Here is a 19,047-nt window from a genome sequence, read left to right on the forward strand (position 1 = left end):
TTATGTCACTATTTATAGCTTATGACAATATATTATACCCTGTAGGGTATTTTGTAAACCCCTATTTTTAATATTTATCTTATATGTTCACAAAACAAGAAGTGAAACCTTACTATATAGGTTTTCATCTTCCACCAAATTTTAAAATGGAAGATGAAAAATATTAATATACAACACGTTCTGGTAATACTGTCCCATACAATTTAAAGCCACCATCTACATTCTTTACCTTATATCCTTTTTCCATTAACATGCGCGCTGCAACATAACCTCTCATACCAAGTTGACAAGTAATATATATTTCTTTATCTACCGGTACTTCATCCAAGCGATCACGTAACTCATCTAAGGGGATATGAATAGAACCTTTCATCATTCCTTGTTTGAGTTCATTAGGCTCTCGAACATCAATAAGATATCCACCATTTTCAACAATACGATCTATTTCATGCCATTGTACTGTGTCCACGAAACCATCTACTATATTACTTGCTGCATACCCCACCATGTTTACTGGGTCTTTTGCAGAAGAATATGGCGGGGCATATGATAATTCTAAATCCGGCAAATCGATTACAGTTAAGTTTGCCTTCATTGCCGTTGCTATAACATCAATACGCTTATCTACACCGTCACGCCCTAACGCCTGCGCCCCATACATTTTTCCGCTTTCTTTATTAAAAATTAATTTTATTAGCACTGGCGTAGCATTCGGATAATATCCCGCATGCGAATTCGCCTGTACATGTACTACCTCATAGGGTATATTTAAGCGTTTTAATATTTTCTCATTTACGCCCGTCGCAGCAACTGTTAAATCAAAAACTTTAGCTACAGAAGTTCCCATCGTACCTTTATATAAAGAATCTGTATGGCCATGAATAATATCTGCTAACATGCGACCTTGACGATTAGCTGGCCACGCTAAAGGAATCATTGTCTCTGTTTCTGTAACAAAATCTTTCACTTCAATCGCATCACCAATTGCATATATGTGCGGGTCTGACGTTTGAAAATTCTCATCTACCTTTATCGTTCCTCTAACTCCTAGTACTAACCCTGCATCCTTCGCTAAACTACTCTCTGGTTGCACACCAATTGCTAAAATAATCATATCTGTCTTTATGATTGAACCACTTTTTAAACGTACAACAGTCCCGTGCTCTTCTAATGCATCTACACCATCTTCAAAAACAAGCTCAACATTGTGCTTTTTCATATGCTCATGTACATATGCTGCCATTTCATAATCAATTGGTGGCATTACTTGATTTGCCATCTCTACAAGAGTAACCTCAATCCCACGTTCTCTTAAATTCTCAACCATTTCCACTCCAATAAATCCGCCACCAATAACCGTCGCATGACGTGGTTTCTTCTCATCCATATACGCTTTAATACGATCTGTATCAGGTACATTTCGTAACGTAAACATCGCCTTCGCTTCTTCAATACCTGGAATAGGTGGAACGATTGGTTTTGCCCCTGGTGAAAGAATTAAAATATCATATTCCTCGTTATATGTTTCATTTGTAGTTACATTCTTTATCGTAATTGTTTTCTCTTCTTTATTAATCTTTACCACTTCACTCAATACACGTATATCTAAATTAAAACGCTTTGACATCCTTTCAACAGTTTGTACTAATAACTTTTGTCTTTCTGTAATAACACCGCCAATGTAGTATGGTAAGCCACAATTTGCAAATGAAATATATTCACCACGCTCCACCATAATAATTTCATCCTCTTCACTTAAACGACGAAGCCTTGCAGCTACCGATGCCCCTCCTGCAACTCCACCTACTACTACAATTTTTCTAGACATATTTCAAACCTCCATCTTATTTATTTTCTCAATGTATCAAAAATAAAACTTATACCCGTATGGGTATATAATATAGTGTGCAAAAAGCATTTTCAATATATATGTCTTTTGTTCACAAATTCGAAACAAAAAAAGAACAGACATAGCATTCTATGTCCGTTCTTTTCATCACACATACTTCCGATGCACCATCTTCCCATCATAAGAAAATACAACGCCCTTACTCTCCACAATCGACTCCATATGCACCGTTCTTCCCCATAATTGATGAAGGTATGGCAATACTTTTTCTAAGTATTTTAAATCGAGCTCGATCCCTTCGTAACTATGTTTAATGTACAATTCTCCGTTCTTTAAGTAGTCCCCGTCTTCTACTACTAAGTACGGGAAGCCGCCATTTGTTCGCATATTTACGAGCTGATCACGCACATGTTCCCACTCTTTATCTATTACTTTATATTCTTTTCCTTGGCGCTGGAATAAGTACATATCTTCTCTCATTACGAGATCTTTATTTAAGTAGTTTCTTAAGAACGATACATCCCATTCGATTTCGCGTACTTCAAAGATTTTGTCACGACCAGATCCTGGTTTGACGCCTCGTCTTTTCATTTCTTCTGTCGGATTGTTGTAGCGTTCTTCAATATCTTCAAACATTTTAATACCGAGGTAGTATGGGTTAATGCTCGTTTTTGATGGCTGAACGACACCTGCATTTAATTTCGCAAATTCGATTGCTTCATCAGATGTTAAATCCATTTCGCGAAGTATACGTTGATGCCAGTATGATGCCCAGCCTTCATTCATGATCTTTGTTTCAAGTTGCGGCCAGAAATATAACATTTCCTCACGCATCATTGTTAATATATCTCGTTGCCAATCTTCTAGCTCGCGGCTATATTCTTCAATAAAGAGGAGTAAGTCTTTTTCTGGTTGCGGCGGAATTTTCTTCTTTTTACGTACATTGGGACGTTCCCTCTTTTTATTTCGATCATCTAAATTCCATAGGTCATCGTATTGTGATGCCTTTTTCTTTTCTACTTCTTCCTCTTCTAAGTCATCAATACTCCACGCAAGTTTCGGACGCATAAGCGACGGATCAATATGCTCTTGAATAGCAAGTACGGCATCCAAAAATGTTTCTACTTCTGCCTTCCCGTACTTATGCTCATACGCTTTCACCCGTTCAGCTGTCGCTGACATACTTTCTACCATATCTCGCTTCGTATTTGAAAAACGAATATTATTTTTAAAGAAATCACAGTGTGCTAACACGTGCGCTACAATTAATTTATTTTGAATTAACGAGTTCGTATCTAATAAAAAGGCGTAACATGGATCAGAGTTAATAACGAGTTCGTATATTTTACTAAGACCTAAATCGTATTGTAATTTCATTCTAAAAAACTGTTTTCCAAAACTCCAATGTGAAAATCTCGTCGGCATCCCATATGCACCAAATGTATAAATAATTTCCGCTGGACATATTTCATAACGCATCGGATAAAAATCAAGCCCAAATCCAGTCGCAATTTCTGTAATTTCCGCAATCGCATATTGCAGTGCTTTATCGTCACTTGCTCTCATTATTTTCCCTCCTTACACTTTCCCTTAAGAAAGTGTATGATTGAGAACAAGCTTTCATGAGGATTGATTGCATAATAAAAAGACATCCTCATAAAAACGAGAATGTCTCATCTATTAACCTTCAATAATCTCCATCTTCTCCGTAATCGGCGTACGAGCTTTTCCTTCTGGTGCTTTATCAAAATAGCCAAGGTGAAGAATTCCAACGATGCGTTGACCTCTTGTTAGACCAAGTCCTTCTATAAATAATGGATTGTAGTTTAATCCGCCTGATTTCCAAACACAACCTAATCCACGTTCCCAAGCAAGAAGTTGGAAGTTTTGCATAAATGCGCATGTTGCAGCGTAATCTTCGTCGCGTTGAATTTGACGAGGATCTTCATTTATATACACAACGATTTGTGCAGGTGTGCTTAAGAAACGATCTGATAAAATTTTACCGCGTTTCGCTCTTTCTTCTTCTGTGAACGAGTTTAAAACTGCGTCCACTAATTTCTGACGACCTTCTCCAATGTATAATTTACAATTCCATGGTTCACGGTGTTTATGATTCGGTGCCCACGTTGCGTCGTTTAATAGTTCAATTAATAACTCTTTGTCTACTGCTTTATCTGTAAATGTACGAACAGAACGTCTTTCTTTAATCACATTTGCGATGGAAGTATATGTAGTCATATTTTTCTCTCCCTTATTTTTATCTATATGTATACGTTTGTTATTGATATTGATTTTCAATTTCGATTATACCCTAGTTTTTTACTATTAATCAATGTTTTATGTTGGAAAACTTTCAAAAACATCATTTCATATTGTGAATAAAAAAACTTGATTTGTTCACAAGTATTTCACATTTTATGGAAATGATATGTATACAGTTTTCCACATTATCCATCTAGGAGGAATTTATATGTACAAAAAAATTGCAGTAAGTATGACTATGGCAGCATTATTATTCGGGGCAACCATCCTCCCTACTTACGCTGCCACGCCAAAAGAAGTAACATTCCATCATCATAAACCAATTTCAGAAGAAGAAATGCAGTCACTCGAAAAACTCGGTTATAACAAACATGAAATTTGGAAAGCTGCTCACATTGCAAGAATGAGTAAAAAAGAAATAAAAGACGTTTTAGCTTACTATAAACAAAATAAATCTTGGGAGAAAACAGCCAAACATTTCGGTGTAGATCCAAGTAAGTTGAAAAAGCATCATATGAATAAAGAAACGAAAAAAGCACTACTGCAAGAATTAGCAAATATGCAAAAGTCTACACCAGACAGACTAAAACAAAAGATGAAAGAATACAATATCGGATTACGTCAGCTCACAGTATTAACAATCATCTCTCAAAAAAGTAATACTCCTCTTGACGATGTACTAAAAATGAAAAAAGACGGAATGGATATAAAACAGATTGCAGAAAAATTAAATATAAAAAAAGAAGATATACGAACTGAAATGATTAAATTAGTCAAGTCTATGAAAGAAAAAAAAGAAAATTAATACGCCAAAAAGGAAGAGTTTTTCAATGCTCTTCCTTTTCTTTATGAACTTTCAATTTTCAAGTATAAATTCCCGTCTTTCCCAAAAACTAACACAAGTAAATGATATATGTTAGGGGTGAGAAAATGTTCGGTTTATCATCTAAGAAACGCAAAAATACTAATACAAAAACAATTTGTTCTATTCCTGAATTTATAAAGACCATGAAAGAATCTAGCGATTTTGTCTCTTATAACGTACTTGAAGATGAAAGGTTATGTTTGTTTTATTATAAATCTGTCGTGGAATCACTTATTATTAAACAGTTTATTTTAACTCCTATGAAAAAGGAATCAGAACATATTCAAAATATTTCTGACCTATGTAATATTGTCTCCATTGAAGATATTATTACCTCTCCCTCTATTGATGATATTCGTCAGAAATTATTAGGTGGATATATTTTAGTACGCTTAAAAAGCAATTCAAATCCTGATCAATATGCTTTAATTCGTGCCGAAAGTACTGTTTTAGGAACACGATTATATAACGATACAGAAAATGAGTATAGCGTAATTGGACCTAAAATCGGTTTCGTTGAAAACCTTGATACAAATATACACTTATTGCGCCGAAATATTGTAACGGAGCAACTCATTTTTAAAGAAGTTACCGTCGGATCTATGTCACAAACGAAAGTAGCAGTTGCTTATATAGAAGGTGTTACAAATGAACAATTTATCAACACCGCCATACAACGGCTAGAAGACATTGACTTTGATGTCCCGTTTGATGCAACTATGATTGAGCAATTTATTAGTGATAATAGCAATTCACCGTTTCCTGTTCTATTACCTACAGAACGATTAGATCGAGCTGTATATGCATTGGTTAACGGACAAGTTTTAATTTTAACAGATGGCTCGCCATATACTTTATCAGGACCGACAACGTTACTAGATTTTTTCATCTCTCCAGAAGATTATTATTTACCTTGGATGATTGGATCGTTCTTTCGCGTTATTCGTTTTTTCGGAGCTATGTTTTCTCTTTTTTCATCCGCTATTTATACAGCGGCTTTAACGTATCACTATCAAATGATTCCTGCTGATTTACTAGGGCCTATTATTTTCTCGAGAGCGAACGTACCTTTCCCCCCTATTCTAGAAGCACTCTTTTTAGAAATTACAATCGAATTGCTTCGTGAAGCGGGAGCACGTTTACCGACGAAAGTAGGACAAACAATTGGTATTGTTGGCGGGATTGTAATTGGACAAGCATCTGTTGAAGCCGCTTTAACAAGTACAATTTTATTAATTGCAGTTGCTTTATCCGCTCTTGCGTCTTTCACAACGCCGACTGTAAAAATGTCTTCTACTATCCGGTTGTTACGATTTCCGCTTATTCTTTTAGCTGGTGCATTTGGTGGATTAGGTCTTATCGTCGGGTTTGTATTTATTTTAGCTCATTTAATTAAATTAAAATCACTTGGATCACCTTATTTATTACCTTTGTATCCATTTCGTGGTTTAGGTACAGCGGAAGGTTTTCTCCGTTTACCGTTTAGTCAAACTGCACAAAGGCCTTCTTTCCTTAGACCAAGATCTAAATGGCGCTATAATCCAAACAAAGCGAAGCAAAAACGTGATGGTGATAATGAATGAAAAAACTCTTATTGTTCCTTATTATAATCTTTTTTGTTCTACAAACTGGCTGTACACAAACGTATGTAGTGGATACGCAACGTATTATTCATATTGCTGGATTTGACATAAAAAAAAACAAAAACTTCCAAGGAACGATCTTATTTCCAGAGTATACACACGGTGTAAAGTCTAAACCAGAAACTCAATCTACATCTGCTCGTTCACTTGAAACAATCGCTTCACGATTAAATGCGAAATCCCCTCACAATGTTGTTGTGGGTCAAATGCGTGTCGTTCTATTTGGAAAAGATTTAGGAGAACAAGGAATGGGAGAGATTATTACTAACTTACAACGTGATCCAAATATCGGGCGTGATGTACAACTAGCAATTGTAGATGGATCAGCTGAAGAACTTTTAAATTATGGAAAACAAAATGGATCATTATATATTGCTGATTTACTCGAGCAAAATATAAGAAATGAGAACATTCCACAAACTGCATTAAATGTTTTTTTATATAATTACTACTCTTCGGTATGTGATGCCTATGTCCCTTATATTAAAATGGGTGATAATCATTCTGTCGCTGTCAAAGGGCTTGCTTTTTTAAGAGGTGATAAAGTTGTTATGTATACCGATAAAAGACATTCTGTTTTAGCAAAACTACTAATTAATCCTACAAAAAATGGGCGCTACGAAGCAGCGATAAAAAAGAATAAACATAAAGGTATGGTGGTCATACAAAACTTAGCCGGGAAAAGTAAGTATGAGATTGATCAAACTGGTGACATACCAAAAGTAAAAATCCATTTAAAATTAAATGGATTGATTAAAAATTCTCCTAATTGGATTGATTTAAGGAAGAAAACAAATATCACTTATATAAAAAAACAAATTGAACGAAATGTTGAAAAAGACTGCGAAGAGTTAATAAAACAATTTCAAGAAAAGAGAATTGATCCTTTAGGAGTACGCGATAAAATTAGAAGCCATACGAGAAAATGGAATATAAAACAAATCCGAAATATGTATCCAAATGTAGCTGTGGATATAAATTTAGATATTAACATTGTACAATCTGGAATCGGTGAATAGTGAGGTGAAATAAACAATGCATACACTAAATAAAACAAAAACTGTCTCTCCATATTTTGCATTTGTTTTATTGCACTCCCTTCAAATTGGAATAGGAATTTTAGGGTATCAACGTGTAATTTTAAAAAATGCTGGTTATGATGCTTGGATTTCTCTAATCATAGCAGGCATGGCAACTCATATTGTACTGTTTTGCATGCTAAAAATGTTAGAAAAAGATGGAGATTTAATTAGCATTCATACAACGAGCTTTGGAAAATGGATTGGTTCTATCTTTTCCATCATTTTCACCCTATATTGCTTATTATTTTGCCTTACTGTTCTTCGTACATATATGGAAGTAATACAAGTTTGGATTTTTCCTACCATTAAGTTATGGAAACTAACCTTTATGTTTTTATTAGTGACTTGCTATATTATAAAGGGGGGATTCCGCTCTGTAACCGGAATATGTTTTTGGGGAGTCGTTCTTCCTATTTTCGTTGTATTCTTTTTAATTTATCCAATGAAATATGCACATCCTAGTAATATTTTACCAGTTTTTACACACTCGCCTTTTGACATGCTTATATCTGCAAAACACTCTGCGTTAGAGTTTCTTGGTTTTGAGACAATCTTAATCTTTTATCCATTTATTGAAAAAGGAAAATCCTTAAAAAGATGGGCTCATACAGGTATTGCTTTTAGTACATTAATTTATGTAGTTTTAGCCATCGTATCTTTTATGTATTATAGCGAAGGGCAATTAAATCATACAATTTGGCCTACTTTAACAATGTTAAAAATTATTAAAGTTCCTTTCATTCAACGGTTTGAATATATTATTATTTTCGTTTGGTTTTTAATTATTTTGCCAAATCTTTGTTTAACCATTTGGTCATCATGTCAAACGATGAAGCGTTCATTCCATATTCCTTTTAAATTCACATTACCATTTTTTACTTTCATGGTCTTTACAGCTTCCTTATTTTTCACAAATCGTGAAAGTATCAACACATTAAATACAGTACTATCTCAAGCAGGCTTATATATTGTATACGCTTATATCCCAATTTTATTTCTATTCCATTCTGTGCGATGGCGCTTCAAAAATCCGTCGAAAAAATCTTCAACCGATACACCATAATCTCTGATACAATTTGAGTAATACATTTGTAAAGGGGACAAGCGTATGAAGAAATATGTATTTTCTTTACTTGCAGTACTAAGTTTAATTCTTGCTGGTTGCGGAGCTACTAGTACAAACGAAAAAAAATCATCTGAATCAAAAGAAAAGCATGACCACGCATCACACACTCAGCAAGCTGACATTCAAGAAAAAACAAAAGGAGTAGACACACTTCCTACCTTCCTAGACAAGCTTGATCCACAAATGAAAGATATCTACACTGTCGCCGGGCAAAACGCAGAGCTATTAGATTGGATTCCATGTTACTGTGGTTGCGGTGAGAGTGTGGGACATAAAAATAATAAAAACTGCTTTATTCGTGAAATGAAAAAGAATGGTGAAGTTGTTTGGGACTCCCATGCAACAACTTGTGTCAATTGCTTAGAAATCGCAGTTGAATCGGCTTCCATGAAACAAAAAGGAAAATCAACGCTTGAAATTCGTAACTATATCGACAATAAATACAAAGAGGGCTATGGCAAGCCAACACCTACGCCAATGCCGAAAGCTTAAAAACGAGGAAATTCCTCGTTTTTTCTTTTCATTCGCTTTTTTTCTTAACAAATTCTTTCAAGTGTATTTCTCCTTGCTTGTCACACACTATATATAACTCCTCAGTAAGGAGGGTACACAGTGCAAACATATAACGACTATGATAAAGCTCTCTATTACACGTATTGCTGTAATTGGGATAAATTACTCGTTCTTATGGTTCAAACGAACGATCAATTATTTTCTAAGCGTATTGAACATTTTTTACACGCTTATCAATACAGTAAAGAACTACCAGAAGTTGATAAACAATTGCAGCTCCTATTTCAATATATTGACCATGCATCACAAAAGTCACATATAGATGAAGTAGAGCAAATTCAAATGTAAAATATAGCGCTATTCTCTTTATGAGAATAGCGCTTTTTTAAAATGTTAATATCAATAAAAGTTTCCCCTTATAAAACTTTTATTGATAAACATATTTTTTCTTTCTTTTCTATACCACTTCATACTATAATTTAGTATGTAACTATTATAAGAGAGGTATAAAATATGGGACGAGAAAAAAAGCAAGAATATGCTTTACTTACCGCATGGGGAGCTTCTTTTATCGCTACACTAGGAAGTCTTTATTTTTCCGAAATCATGAAATTTGAACCTTGTGTACTTTGTTGGTATCAACGTATTTTTATGTATCCATTCGTTTTATGGCTTGGTATCGCTGTAGCAAAGAAAGATTATCGCATCGCAAGTTATTCCTTACCAATTGCAAGTATTGGTGCTTGTATTTCTTTATATCACTATGCAATTCAAAAAGTCCCAGCATTTTCAGCTGCTGGAGCAGCTTGCGGCCGTGTACCCTGCACCGGAGAATTCATAAACTGGTTTGGTTTTATTACAATCCCGTTTTTAGCACTTATCGGCTTTATTACAATCGCTGTATGTAGTTTTATTGTAATAAAAAACAAATAAGGAGATGAAACAATGAAAAAAATGCTTATATTTGGTGGTATTATTATCGCCTTATTTGCGGCAATTTTTGCTGTCACACAAATGGAAGAAAAAAATGCTACTAGTCAAAAAATTGATAATGCTACTGATGGTAAAACAGATGGTCCTGACTACTATACAAACAAAATCTCTCTTTCAGATCTTCAAAAGAATTTAAAAGAGAAAAAAGAAGAAACAGTATACTTTTATCAAACATCTTGTGTTCATTGTCAAAAGCTATCTCCTGTCGTAGTACCAATGGCTAAAGACTTGAACGTTGATATGAAAGTAATGGATATTGAAAAAATAGATGCTCCTTGGGATGAATATAAAATTAAAGGAACTCCAACAATCATTCACTTTAAAGATGGCAAAGAAGTAAGCCGTATTAGCGGTGAACAGCCGAAAGACAAATTAAAAGAATGGCTTGAACAAACGAAAAAATAACGAGAAAAGGAAACTCCTTCTACACATGAAATGGGCATAAAGTCCCAAACTAATGTATAAGGAGGGGGTTTTATGCCAGAAGTAAGATGCTCTGTTTCCAATTGCTCATTTTGGGGACAAGGTAACTTTTGTCAAGCAAGTGCGATTATCGTTCAGCCAGATGCGGATGAAACAGGTCAAACTGAAAATGAATCGTATACAAGTGCAGTTTTAACAAACGAGACGCTAGAAAGTTCTGTAGCAACGAGTGTAGAAACTTGTTGTCATACATTTAAGCCAAAATATTAAACATAAAAAGCATACGAGTACTCGTATGCTTTTTACATTCCTCTCCAAAAATCATGCATGATAAAAAAGTACAAAATAACGAGAATAGCTGTCCCGCATAGGGTAATGCGCCGATATATACTCTTCTCACCTTCTCTTGCTTTCACAAACGCCAAAATAAATCCGAAGAACAATATTAAATCAACATATGGAACATAAAAAGAAAAAACGAGAAACGAATACAAATACACGATAAATAAACAGGTCGTTACTAAGAAAACTTTAAAGGCAAATTCGCTTTTCATAATGTAACCGCCCCCTATCTGTACTGTATTATATTCAGCAAAATCCAATAGTTGCAGTTAAACTCGAAGTAGAAATAAGCTACCGTCTATAATACGGTAGCCTATTACGGAACATTATATTTTCGTTTATATATATTACTTAAAACCGAAGAAGGAATTTGCTCGTAACGAATTTTCTCTCCAGTTTCATCCACAATATACAAATTGTTTCCTATATAATATATTCCATCTTTTCGTTTTGAATACACCTTATATCTTTCATTCGGCAATACCGTTTTCACTTTCGTTAACTGCCCATTTGGTTCTTGCCAATATATATCGGCACGGTCTACTAACGTAAGCACGCCAATTTGCTCTTCCTCTACTTTACGACCATTCCAACTCACGACGCGGTAGCCAAGCTTATTCGCCTCATATTCGGGGCTCGTATGAAAACGGGAAATGATTACTTTTGTTTGTAATTGAACTCGGTCATATAGCCACTGTATATCTCTGTCATGCATACGAATACAACCATTTGATTCCCTACTTCCAATTGTCCATTCCCGATTTGTCCCGTGAATCGCATATTCATTTTTATCTAGTCCAAGCCACCTCGTACCAAGAGGGTTATTCGGTGCACCACCAGCTATTTTTTTCCGATGGTATTCTTTATTTTTATATTTAGTTATAATACAAAAATTACCTTCAGGCGTAGGTGTACGATCTCTTCCACTTGTTACGGGGAATGTTTTTGTATAATTTCCATTTTCAAAAAAAGATAATTGGTTTGTCGTAAGATTCACTAATATTAGATGATCTGTATCAGCAAAGGCACTAACCGGTAGGATGAAAAATAATAGTATGACGAAACATAATTTTTTCATCTATATCCCTCCCCTAGCGCCACTATAATAAGTAGAATTAACTTTACTTTGCTCTTATAAATGAAAACTATCCATTTACAATAACGCCCCCATTTACATGTATCATTTGTCCGGTAACATAGGATGAATCGCCAGACGCTAAATATACGTATGCTGGTGCTAATTCATACGGTTGACCAGGCCTTTGCATCGGAACATTGCTCCCGAACTGAGCAACCTTCTTCTCATCAAAGCTTGATGGAATAAGTGGTGTCCAAATTGGCCCGGGCGCAACACCATTTACACGAATCCCTTTTTGCACTAACGATTGAGAAAGTGACCTTGTAAAAGCAACGATTGCTCCTTTCGTTGCCGAGTAATCAATTAACGTTTCATTTCCTTCATACGCAACGATAGACGCCGTATTTATAATGACATCCCCTTGCTTTAAATAAGAAAGTGCTGCTTTCGTAACGTGAAAATAAGAAAAAATATTAATACGAAAAGTCTTTTCTAACTGTTCTGCTGTAATATATTCTAGCCCTTGCTGCGGATATTGCTGCGCGACATTATTTACTAAAACATTTACACTACCTAGTTGCTTGACGGTCTCTTCTACAATATCTTTACAATGCTGTTCATTACTTAAATCACCTGGTAACAACACACACTTTACACCTTCTTGTTCTACACGTTGCTTCGTCTCATTTGCATCTCCATCTTCATCTAAATACGCAATCGCAATATTCGCTCCCTCTTTCGCAAAAGCGATGGAAACAGCTCGTCCAATCCCGCTATCCCCTCCTGTAATTAATACATTCTTTCCTTTTAATTTTTCGCTTCCTTTATAGTTTGGATCTTCAAACTGCGGTAGAGGATTCATTAACGATTCAATACCAGGTTGTTTATTTTGATGTTGCGCTGGCATTGTTACAAAGTTTTTTTGCTGTGGCATAGCTTCTTTCAACTCCTTTTCCTTATAATATGCGCACAATAAACACTGAAATTCATACATCGATTTACGATTAATATTCGAATTTAAGACACAAAATATGAATTGTTGTAAACTTTTTATGCAAAACTATTGCAAAATAGTTAAAAAACGAATATTATATATAACTGTTGTGAAAATTATTCGTAAACAGAAAGGATGTTTATATGTTTAACCTTTCAAAACATAAAACTTCTATTAAAACTGAAATTATGGCAGGTATTATTACCTTCTTAACAATGGCATATATCATTGTCGTAAACCCTGTCATCCTTGGGGATGCAGGTGTTCCATTTGAACAAGCATTTACAGCAACCATTATCGCTGCTGTTGTCGGAACATTATTTATGGCGATCTTTACAAACTTACCAATCGCAATTGCACCAGGTATGGGATTAAATGCTTATTTCTCTTACTCTGTTGTAAAAGCTCATGAAGGCATGACTTTCGCAATTGCATTCTCTGCTGTATTCGTAGCAGGTATGATTTTAATTTTGTTATCATTCACATCTTTCCGTACAAAATTAATGGAAGCAATTCCTGAAAACTTAAAACATGCAATTACTGCTGGTATCGGTCTTTTCATCGCCTTTATCGGTTTACGTTTAACAGGTATCGTTACAAAAAATGAAGCAAACTTAGTTGGACTTGGTGATCTTCACTCTGCGCCAGTACTACTAGCATTAGCTGGACTTGGAATTACAATCATCCTTATGTCTTTAAATGTAAATGGTGCACTATTTATCGGGATGCTATTAACTGGTATTATCGCTTTCTTCACAGGACAATTAACATTCTCAAACGGTGTTACATCAATGCCTGGATTACCAGAAGGAATTATCGTTTCAAATCCAATTACTGCTGTATCTGATGTAATTAACTACGGATTATACGGCGTTGTATTTTCATTCTTCCTTGTTACATTATTCGATACAACAGGTACATTACTTGGTGTAGCTCAACAAGGTGGATTTATGAAAGACGGAAAACTTCCAAAAGCTGGACGAGCTCTTCTATCTGACTCATTCTCAGCAACAATCGGTTCTATGTTCGGAACAACACCATCAACAGCTTACATCGAATCATCTGCTGGTGTTGCAGCTGGTGGTCGTACTGGTTTAACAACTGTTACAGTAGCTGTTCTATTCGCACTAGCAGCATTCTTCGGGCCATTAGTAAGTGCCGTTTCTGGTGTATCAGCTATTACTGCACCATCATTAATTATCGTTGGTAGCCTTATGATGGGTTCAGTTCGCCACATCGATTGGGATGTATTTGATGAAGCATTCCCAGCATTCTTAGTAATCCTAAGCATGCCACTTACATCAAGTATCGCAACAGGTATCGCTCTTGGATTTATTTCATACCCACTTATGAAAGTGGCAAAAGGTAAATTCTGTGCTGTTCACCCACTTGTGTATGTATTCGGAATCTTGTTCGCTTATCAATTGATTTTCTTACCACATTAAAATCCCTCATTAAGAGGGATTTTTTTATAAAAAATTATTTGACAACACCACAAACTTGTGGAATAATTCGAAATAGTTGAATATTCGATGTCTTATCAAGAGCAGGTGGAGGGATGAGCCCTACGAAGCCCGGCAACCGACCCATTTATGGGCACGGTGCTAATTCTTACAACACGTTGTGTTGAAAGATAAGAGTAATATGATAAGACGTCTTTTCTATATGAAAAGGCGTTTTTTATTTTCACTCCCTCTCCTCTCTTCTTAGTTTAGGAGGGATTTTTTTATGAAGAAATTGTGTTCTATCGTACTCATTGTTCTCTTACTTACATTAACTGCTTGTACAAATGAACAAGATGCTGTCTCTTCACAAAAGCAACAAACTGTGAAAAAAGTAACTACAACAGTAGAAAATCATTTACAAACAGAAATTCCAAACCAAATAAAGAAACCATTAAAAATTGCATTAATTATGCAAATGTCTATCGGAACTTTTTCCTCTCAATATATTGAGGGGGTCAAAAAACAAGTAGAACTATTTGGCGGCAGTGTACAAGTCTATAATTCTGATAATGATTTAGCAAAAATGGCGGCAAATTTAGATACTGCTATTAATTCAAAAGTGGATGGTATATTAATTGATCATGGTCGATCTGAAGCGCTGAAACCTGGAGTAGAAAAGGCATTACAAGCAAATATTCCGGTAGTAGCGTTTGATAATGATCTACGCTTGCCAGGCGTAACGATTATTGATCAAGATGACTATAGTCTTGCATGGAAATCATTAAAAACATTAGCGGAAGATTTGAATGGACAAGGAAATATCGCAGTCGTATGGGTTGGTGGATTCGCTCCAATGGAACGTCGTAATGTTATCATTGATGCTTTTTATAAACGTTATCCAAATATAAAAGAAGTTACACGATTCGGTACTGCTAGTAATAACACACCGCTCGATACACAAACACAAGTAGAAGCTTTACTAAAAAAATATCCGAAAAAAGGAGATTTACAAGCTATTTTCGCTTCATGGGATGAATTTGCTAAAGGGGCTGTCAAAGCACTCGAACAAGCTGGTCGTACAGATATAAAAGTATACGGCATTGACTTAAGTAATGAAGATTTACAACTCATGCAAAAAGAAAATTCACCTTGGACTGCTACAGCTGCAACTGATCCAGCTGAAGTAGGTAAAGTTCAAGTACGATTTTTATATAAAAAAATTGCTGGTGAACAAACGCCAGATATTTATTCGCTAGAACCTTATTTAGTGAAGAAAAATAATTTACCAAAAGAAAATATAACAATGGATCAATTATCAAAACATATAAATGGTTGGGGAGATTCAAAAGATGGGTATTCTCCTTGGATGAAAAAATTAGAGAAGGAGAAAAAATGATGACATTCTCTCTTCAAAACATTACACATTCTTATCATGTAACTACCCCTGTTCTAGAAGATGTTTCTATTCATATTGAAAAAGGAAAAGTGCACGCATTACTAGGAATGAACGGCGCAGGAAAAAGTACTTTATTAAAAATAGCAACTGGTGAAATCCAACCAGTTGCTGGCAATATAAAAATTGATAATCAGACTGTTTCCTTTACTTCTCCACGTGATGCAAAAAAGCACGGTATTTCTTTCGTAACACAAGAAGTAGATCACGGACTTATTTCAGGATTATCTGTCTTAGAAAATGTACTAATCGATCAGTTAGCAATGCAAAACCGAGCAATATTCTCAAAATCAAAATTAGTCGCACTCGCGAAACGACACTTACAAACTGTGCAGCTCGATTTAAATGTTTTGGACGACGTTTCAAACTGCTCATTACATGAAAAACAGTTACTTCTTATCGCAAGAGCTTTATCTAACAATATAAATTATCTTTTATTAGATGAGCCAACTTCTTCTCTTGGGCCAAAAGAAGTGGAAACCTTTGGGAAACTCTTAAAAAATTTAACATCAAAAGGTATTGGCATTATTCTAATTTCTCATCGTCTATCAGAGATTCGAAAATTTGCGGATGATGTAACTGTATTACATAACGGTAAAGTTGCACTCTCCGAAGCTATTACAAAGATTACGGATCAACAAATTGTGGAAGCAATGACTGGAAAACAACTTACACTTCCAATTAATACAGCACCAAAAACCGGAAGAGAAGAATTATTTAAAGTACAAAAACTTCAATTACACAAAGGCCATTCTCCTCTTTCTCTCACTGTACGGAAAGGTGAAACTGTCGTGATATATGGATTAATTGGAAGTGGAAAAACAACACTTGCTGAGACTTTATTTGGTGCTCGTCATATTTATCACGCAAAAATAGGTGGTTATAACATTACAATAAAAACACCGCGAGATGCAATTCAAGCGAAAATTGCACTTGTACCAGAAGAAAGAAGAAAACAAGGCGTATTTCTTTCAGAAGACATTATAAGTCACACAAATTTACACCAATCCGGTTGGAAACGAAAACAAACCGAAGTAAATACTGCTACTGCAGCAATTACTTCTTTCGGCATCTCACCAAACAATCCAAAAGCCTTTATCCATTCACTGAGCGGCGGAAATCAACAAAAAGTCTCTATTGCAAAGTGGAATGGATTCAAACCTACTCTATTTCTTTTGGACGAGCCAACTAAAGGTGTAGACATAGCTGCAAAACAAGACATTTTTCAATTCATTCGCAACATTATAGAAAACGGAAGTTCCGTAATTTATTTCACAGGAGAACAAGATGAAGCGCTACATATCGCTGATCGCATTCTTATACTAGCAAACGGAGAATTTGTAGGTGAATACTTACCGAACGAACTATCTCCTGAACAGCTTTTACATTTATCTGAAGGGAGTTATTCCATTGAATCTCGTTCATAAAACTAAAAAACTATATTTACCTACTCATCTTTTTTATCAATTTAGTACAATTGCTATCATTATAGGTGTTACAATTTTTTTCTCTATCGTTAATGATTCTTTTTTAACATACAACAATATTAGTGATATTTTACGCTCTATTTCTATCGTAACGTTACTCGCAATTGGCGTTACCTTTACATTAATTGTAGACGGATTTGATTTATCAGTTGGCTCTACCGCTAGTTTAGCGACAATTGCAGCTGCATCTTGTCTCGTTTTATATCGGCAAGAGCTATTAGTTACACTCCTTATCCCTATTCTTTGTGGACTGTTAGTTGGATTATGTAATGCACTACTCGTTATCCGAATTAAACTACCAGATTTACTTGCTACACTAAGTATCATGTATATCGTTAACGGACTACACTTAACATTCTCAAAAGGATCTTCTATTTATGAAGGAATGTCTGGGGCTAAAGGACATTTTATTCCATCCTTTTTATTTATCGGTCAAGGTTCTGTGCTAGGAATTCCAGTCCCTGTCATTATCATGCTTATCGTCGTTTTGATTGCATATTTATTTTTAGAAAAAACAACGTACGGTCGTTTCTTTTATATGACAGGTGGGAACCGAGAAGCTGCTAGACTAGCTGGTATTCCTACTGATCGTTACCGTGTATATGCTTATATGATTAGCGGTTTACTTGCATCTATTGGTGGTATTATTCTATGTAGCCGCGTTGGAACGGGGCAAGTTTCAGCTGGCGCTCCATTATTAATGGATGCAGTTGCAGCTGCCTATATCGGTTACGCAATGTTCGGCGCCAAGAAACCAAATATAGTCGGGACATTCCTCGGCTCCGTATTAATCGGAATTATATTAAATGGTCTCACCATGATGAACGTCCCTTATTATGCACAGGATATTATTAAAGGAAGTATTTTAATTACAGCTTTAGCATTTTCATTTATTAAAAAGAAGCGTAAATAAAAAAGTAGCGCATCGAATTCCGATGCGCTACTTTCCTTTTGCAATAATCAAACGAACTACTTTCAATGCAAGAAGTAGAAGACCGTTCACTATCGCTGCAATCCCTAAAACGACCGCTATCATCAGCTCTCCCATTCCATTATTCAACATAAACATAACAGAAGAAATGAAAGCCAAAATAAGCAATATTAACGTTGGTATATATTTAATAATCGGCTTCTTATATGATTTTTTTGAAAGAAGAAACGTAATTACTAATGTCATAATGATCACAAAATATACGGCAAATAAAAAAATCATATGAAAGCCTCCTCTACGCCCAAATTACTAAAAAAAGATTAGAAAACTTTAATATTCCTCATTCACTTGTACTTCTTTACTATATTTTTGAATGAACACTGACGAAATAACCATTATCATCCCTACACTAAAACCAATAAGCTGGTCTAGTAGCATTTCATCATGAATGAACCAGCGCAATAAAAATACGCCACAAAAAATAAAGATCATAGTAAATCCAGTATGCCTAAGACCTTTATATACATTTTCCATATGTATCACCTCTTCACATACCTT

The 19,047-nt window shown here is 35.2% G+C and carries 21 protein-coding genes and 1 riboswitch; of the genes, 13 read left to right on the forward strand and 8 right to left on the reverse strand.

Translation table 11 applies throughout. From position 1 onward, the window contains the following. Positions 1–163: 163 nt before the first annotated feature. The 3 genes from cdr to ACZ76X_RS10380 form a co-directional block, all read right to left on the reverse strand. Positions 164–1,828, reverse strand: coding sequence for a CoA-disulfide reductase (gene cdr, locus ACZ76X_RS10370; protein ID WP_479850400.1), 1,665 nt, complete (start codon positions 1,826–1,828; stop codon positions 164–166). 168 nt (positions 1,829–1,996) lie between these two features. Further along, positions 1,997–3,415 (reverse strand): stage V sporulation protein SpoVR, encoded by a 1,419-nt coding sequence (gene spoVR / locus ACZ76X_RS10375; RefSeq protein WP_479850401.1) that lies wholly within the window; start codon positions 3,413–3,415, stop codon positions 1,997–1,999. Between the two features lie 114 nt (positions 3,416–3,529). After that, complete coding sequence (locus tag ACZ76X_RS10380) at positions 3,530–4,090, reverse strand: nitroreductase family protein (RefSeq protein ID WP_000214810.1); 561 nt, start codon at positions 4,088–4,090, stop codon at positions 3,530–3,532. A 232-nt stretch (positions 4,091–4,322) separates the two neighbouring features. Here ACZ76X_RS10380 and ACZ76X_RS10385 point away from each other — a divergent pair, with 232 nt between their 5' ends. The 9 genes from ACZ76X_RS10385 (at position 4,323) to ACZ76X_RS10425 (ending at position 11,029) form a co-directional block, all read left to right on the forward strand. After that, positions 4,323–4,919: a hypothetical protein gene (locus tag ACZ76X_RS10385; RefSeq protein ID WP_479850402.1), complete on the forward strand. Its 597-nt coding sequence runs from the start codon at positions 4,323–4,325 to the stop codon at positions 4,917–4,919. A 125-nt stretch (positions 4,920–5,044) separates the two neighbouring features. Next, on the forward strand, positions 5,045–6,562 hold the full coding sequence (locus ACZ76X_RS10390) for a spore germination protein (protein WP_479850403.1): 1,518 nt from the start codon (positions 5,045–5,047) through the stop codon (positions 6,560–6,562). Continuing rightward, entirely contained in the window at positions 6,559–7,641 is a 1,083-nt protein-coding gene (locus tag ACZ76X_RS10395) for a Ger(x)C family spore germination protein (RefSeq protein ID WP_061658731.1), read from the forward strand. The genes ACZ76X_RS10390 and ACZ76X_RS10395 overlap by 4 nt, the downstream gene beginning before the upstream one ends. A gap of 16 nt (positions 7,642–7,657) precedes the next feature. Further along, positions 7,658–8,767, forward strand: coding sequence for a GerAB/ArcD/ProY family transporter (locus tag ACZ76X_RS10400; RefSeq protein WP_479850404.1), 1,110 nt, complete (start codon positions 7,658–7,660; stop codon positions 8,765–8,767). Positions 8,768–8,812: 45 nt separating this feature from the next. Further along, the gene (locus ACZ76X_RS10405) at positions 8,813–9,322 is read left to right on the forward strand and encodes a PCYCGC domain-containing protein (protein WP_479850405.1); all 510 of its coding nucleotides are present in this window, start codon (positions 8,813–8,815) and stop codon (positions 9,320–9,322) included. 120 nt (positions 9,323–9,442) lie between these two features. Next, complete coding sequence (locus ACZ76X_RS10410; RefSeq protein ID WP_048526289.1) at positions 9,443–9,691, forward strand: YhdB family protein; 249 nt, start codon at positions 9,443–9,445, stop codon at positions 9,689–9,691. A gap of 165 nt (positions 9,692–9,856) precedes the next feature. Further along, positions 9,857–10,276: a disulfide formation protein C gene (locus ACZ76X_RS10415; protein ID WP_000532264.1), complete on the forward strand. Its 420-nt coding sequence runs from the start codon at positions 9,857–9,859 to the stop codon at positions 10,274–10,276. A 12-nt stretch (positions 10,277–10,288) separates the two neighbouring features. Beyond that, entirely contained in the window at positions 10,289–10,741 is a 453-nt protein-coding gene (locus ACZ76X_RS10420) for a thioredoxin family protein (protein WP_479850406.1), read from the forward strand. Positions 10,742–10,813: 72 nt separating this feature from the next. Further along, positions 10,814–11,029 carry a DUF1540 domain-containing protein gene (locus ACZ76X_RS10425; RefSeq protein WP_001115486.1) on the forward strand — a complete coding sequence of 72 codons (216 nt, stop codon included), beginning with the start codon at positions 10,814–10,816 and terminating at the stop codon, positions 11,027–11,029. 32 nt (positions 11,030–11,061) lie between these two features. On the opposite strand, the gene ACZ76X_RS10430 is transcribed toward ACZ76X_RS10425, so the two are convergent. The 3 genes from ACZ76X_RS10430 to ACZ76X_RS10440 form a co-directional block, all read right to left on the reverse strand. After that, complete coding sequence (locus tag ACZ76X_RS10430) at positions 11,062–11,313, reverse strand: hypothetical protein (protein WP_479850407.1); 252 nt, start codon at positions 11,311–11,313, stop codon at positions 11,062–11,064. A gap of 104 nt (positions 11,314–11,417) precedes the next feature. Beyond that, a complete protein-coding gene (locus ACZ76X_RS10435; protein ID WP_479850408.1) occupies positions 11,418–12,179 on the reverse strand; it encodes a L,D-transpeptidase in 762 nt (253 codons plus the stop codon). A 67-nt stretch (positions 12,180–12,246) separates the two neighbouring features. Further along, a complete protein-coding gene (locus ACZ76X_RS10440) occupies positions 12,247–13,113 on the reverse strand; it encodes an SDR family oxidoreductase (RefSeq protein ID WP_479850409.1) in 867 nt (288 codons plus the stop codon). A 203-nt stretch (positions 13,114–13,316) separates the two neighbouring features. On the opposite strand from ACZ76X_RS10440, the gene ACZ76X_RS10445 reads away from it, so the two are divergent. From ACZ76X_RS10445 to ACZ76X_RS10460, 4 genes are all read left to right on the forward strand, one after another. Next, a complete protein-coding gene (locus ACZ76X_RS10445; RefSeq protein WP_479850410.1) occupies positions 13,317–14,618 on the forward strand; it encodes an NCS2 family permease in 1,302 nt (433 codons plus the stop codon). 89 nt (positions 14,619–14,707) lie between these two features. Beyond that, positions 14,708–14,813: riboswitch (SAM riboswitch) on the forward strand. 88 nt (positions 14,814–14,901) lie between these two features. Then, positions 14,902–16,014: a sugar ABC transporter substrate-binding protein gene (locus tag ACZ76X_RS10450; protein ID WP_479850411.1), complete on the forward strand. Its 1,113-nt coding sequence runs from the start codon at positions 14,902–14,904 to the stop codon at positions 16,012–16,014. After that, positions 16,011–17,498, forward strand: coding sequence for a sugar ABC transporter ATP-binding protein (locus ACZ76X_RS10455; RefSeq protein WP_479850412.1), 1,488 nt, complete (start codon positions 16,011–16,013; stop codon positions 17,496–17,498). Before ACZ76X_RS10450 ends, ACZ76X_RS10455 begins: the two co-directional genes overlap by 4 nt. Beyond that, positions 17,482–18,471: an ABC transporter permease gene (locus tag ACZ76X_RS10460; RefSeq protein ID WP_479850413.1), complete on the forward strand. Its 990-nt coding sequence runs from the start codon at positions 17,482–17,484 to the stop codon at positions 18,469–18,471. Before ACZ76X_RS10455 ends, ACZ76X_RS10460 begins: the two co-directional genes overlap by 17 nt. 27 nt (positions 18,472–18,498) lie before the next feature. On the opposite strand, the gene ACZ76X_RS10465 is transcribed toward ACZ76X_RS10460, so the two are convergent. Further along, positions 18,499–18,771 carry a sugar ABC transporter ATPase gene (locus ACZ76X_RS10465; protein ID WP_479850414.1) on the reverse strand — a complete coding sequence of 91 codons (273 nt, stop codon included), beginning with the start codon at positions 18,769–18,771 and terminating at the stop codon, positions 18,499–18,501. A gap of 48 nt (positions 18,772–18,819) precedes the next feature. Then, the gene (locus ACZ76X_RS10470) at positions 18,820–19,023 is read right to left on the reverse strand and encodes a hypothetical protein (RefSeq protein ID WP_479850415.1); all 204 of its coding nucleotides are present in this window, start codon (positions 19,021–19,023) and stop codon (positions 18,820–18,822) included. Between the last annotated feature and the right edge of the window lie 24 nt (positions 19,024–19,047).

It is taken from the genome of Bacillus sp. BC05(2025) (assembly GCF_056725905.1).

Coding starts and splice junctions, on each gene's coding strand:
- cdr (WP_479850400.1), bottom strand. CDS start 1,828: ATGTCTAGAAAAATTGTAGTAGTAGGTGGAGTTGCAGGAGGGGCATCG.
- spoVR (WP_479850401.1), bottom strand. CDS start 3,415: ATGAGAGCAAGTGACGATAAAGCACTGCAATATGCGATTGCGGAAATT.
- ACZ76X_RS10380 (WP_000214810.1), bottom strand. CDS start 4,090: ATGACTACATATACTTCCATCGCAAATGTGATTAAAGAAAGACGTTCT.
- ACZ76X_RS10385 (WP_479850402.1), top strand. CDS start 4,323: ATGTACAAAAAAATTGCAGTAAGTATGACTATGGCAGCATTATTATTC.
- ACZ76X_RS10390 (WP_479850403.1), top strand. CDS start 5,045: ATGTTCGGTTTATCATCTAAGAAACGCAAAAATACTAATACAAAAACA.
- ACZ76X_RS10395 (WP_061658731.1), top strand. CDS start 6,559: ATGAAAAAACTCTTATTGTTCCTTATTATAATCTTTTTTGTTCTACAA.
- ACZ76X_RS10400 (WP_479850404.1), top strand. CDS start 7,658: ATGCATACACTAAATAAAACAAAAACTGTCTCTCCATATTTTGCATTT.
- ACZ76X_RS10405 (WP_479850405.1), top strand. CDS start 8,813: ATGAAGAAATATGTATTTTCTTTACTTGCAGTACTAAGTTTAATTCTT.
- ACZ76X_RS10415 (WP_000532264.1), top strand. CDS start 9,857: ATGGGACGAGAAAAAAAGCAAGAATATGCTTTACTTACCGCATGGGGA.
- ACZ76X_RS10420 (WP_479850406.1), top strand. CDS start 10,289: ATGAAAAAAATGCTTATATTTGGTGGTATTATTATCGCCTTATTTGCG.
- ACZ76X_RS10425 (WP_001115486.1), top strand. CDS start 10,814: ATGCCAGAAGTAAGATGCTCTGTTTCCAATTGCTCATTTTGGGGACAA.
- ACZ76X_RS10430 (WP_479850407.1), bottom strand. CDS start 11,313: ATGAAAAGCGAATTTGCCTTTAAAGTTTTCTTAGTAACGACCTGTTTA.
- ACZ76X_RS10435 (WP_479850408.1), bottom strand. CDS start 12,179: ATGAAAAAATTATGTTTCGTCATACTATTATTTTTCATCCTACCGGTT.
- ACZ76X_RS10440 (WP_479850409.1), bottom strand. CDS start 13,113: ATGCCACAGCAAAAAAACTTTGTAACAATGCCAGCGCAACATCAAAAT.
- ACZ76X_RS10445 (WP_479850410.1), top strand. CDS start 13,317: ATGTTTAACCTTTCAAAACATAAAACTTCTATTAAAACTGAAATTATG.
- ACZ76X_RS10450 (WP_479850411.1), top strand. CDS start 14,902: ATGAAGAAATTGTGTTCTATCGTACTCATTGTTCTCTTACTTACATTA.
- ACZ76X_RS10455 (WP_479850412.1), top strand. CDS start 16,011: ATGATGACATTCTCTCTTCAAAACATTACACATTCTTATCATGTAACT.
- ACZ76X_RS10465 (WP_479850414.1), bottom strand. CDS start 18,771: ATGATTTTTTTATTTGCCGTATATTTTGTGATCATTATGACATTAGTA.
- ACZ76X_RS10470 (WP_479850415.1), bottom strand. CDS start 19,023: ATGGAAAATGTATATAAAGGTCTTAGGCATACTGGATTTACTATGATC.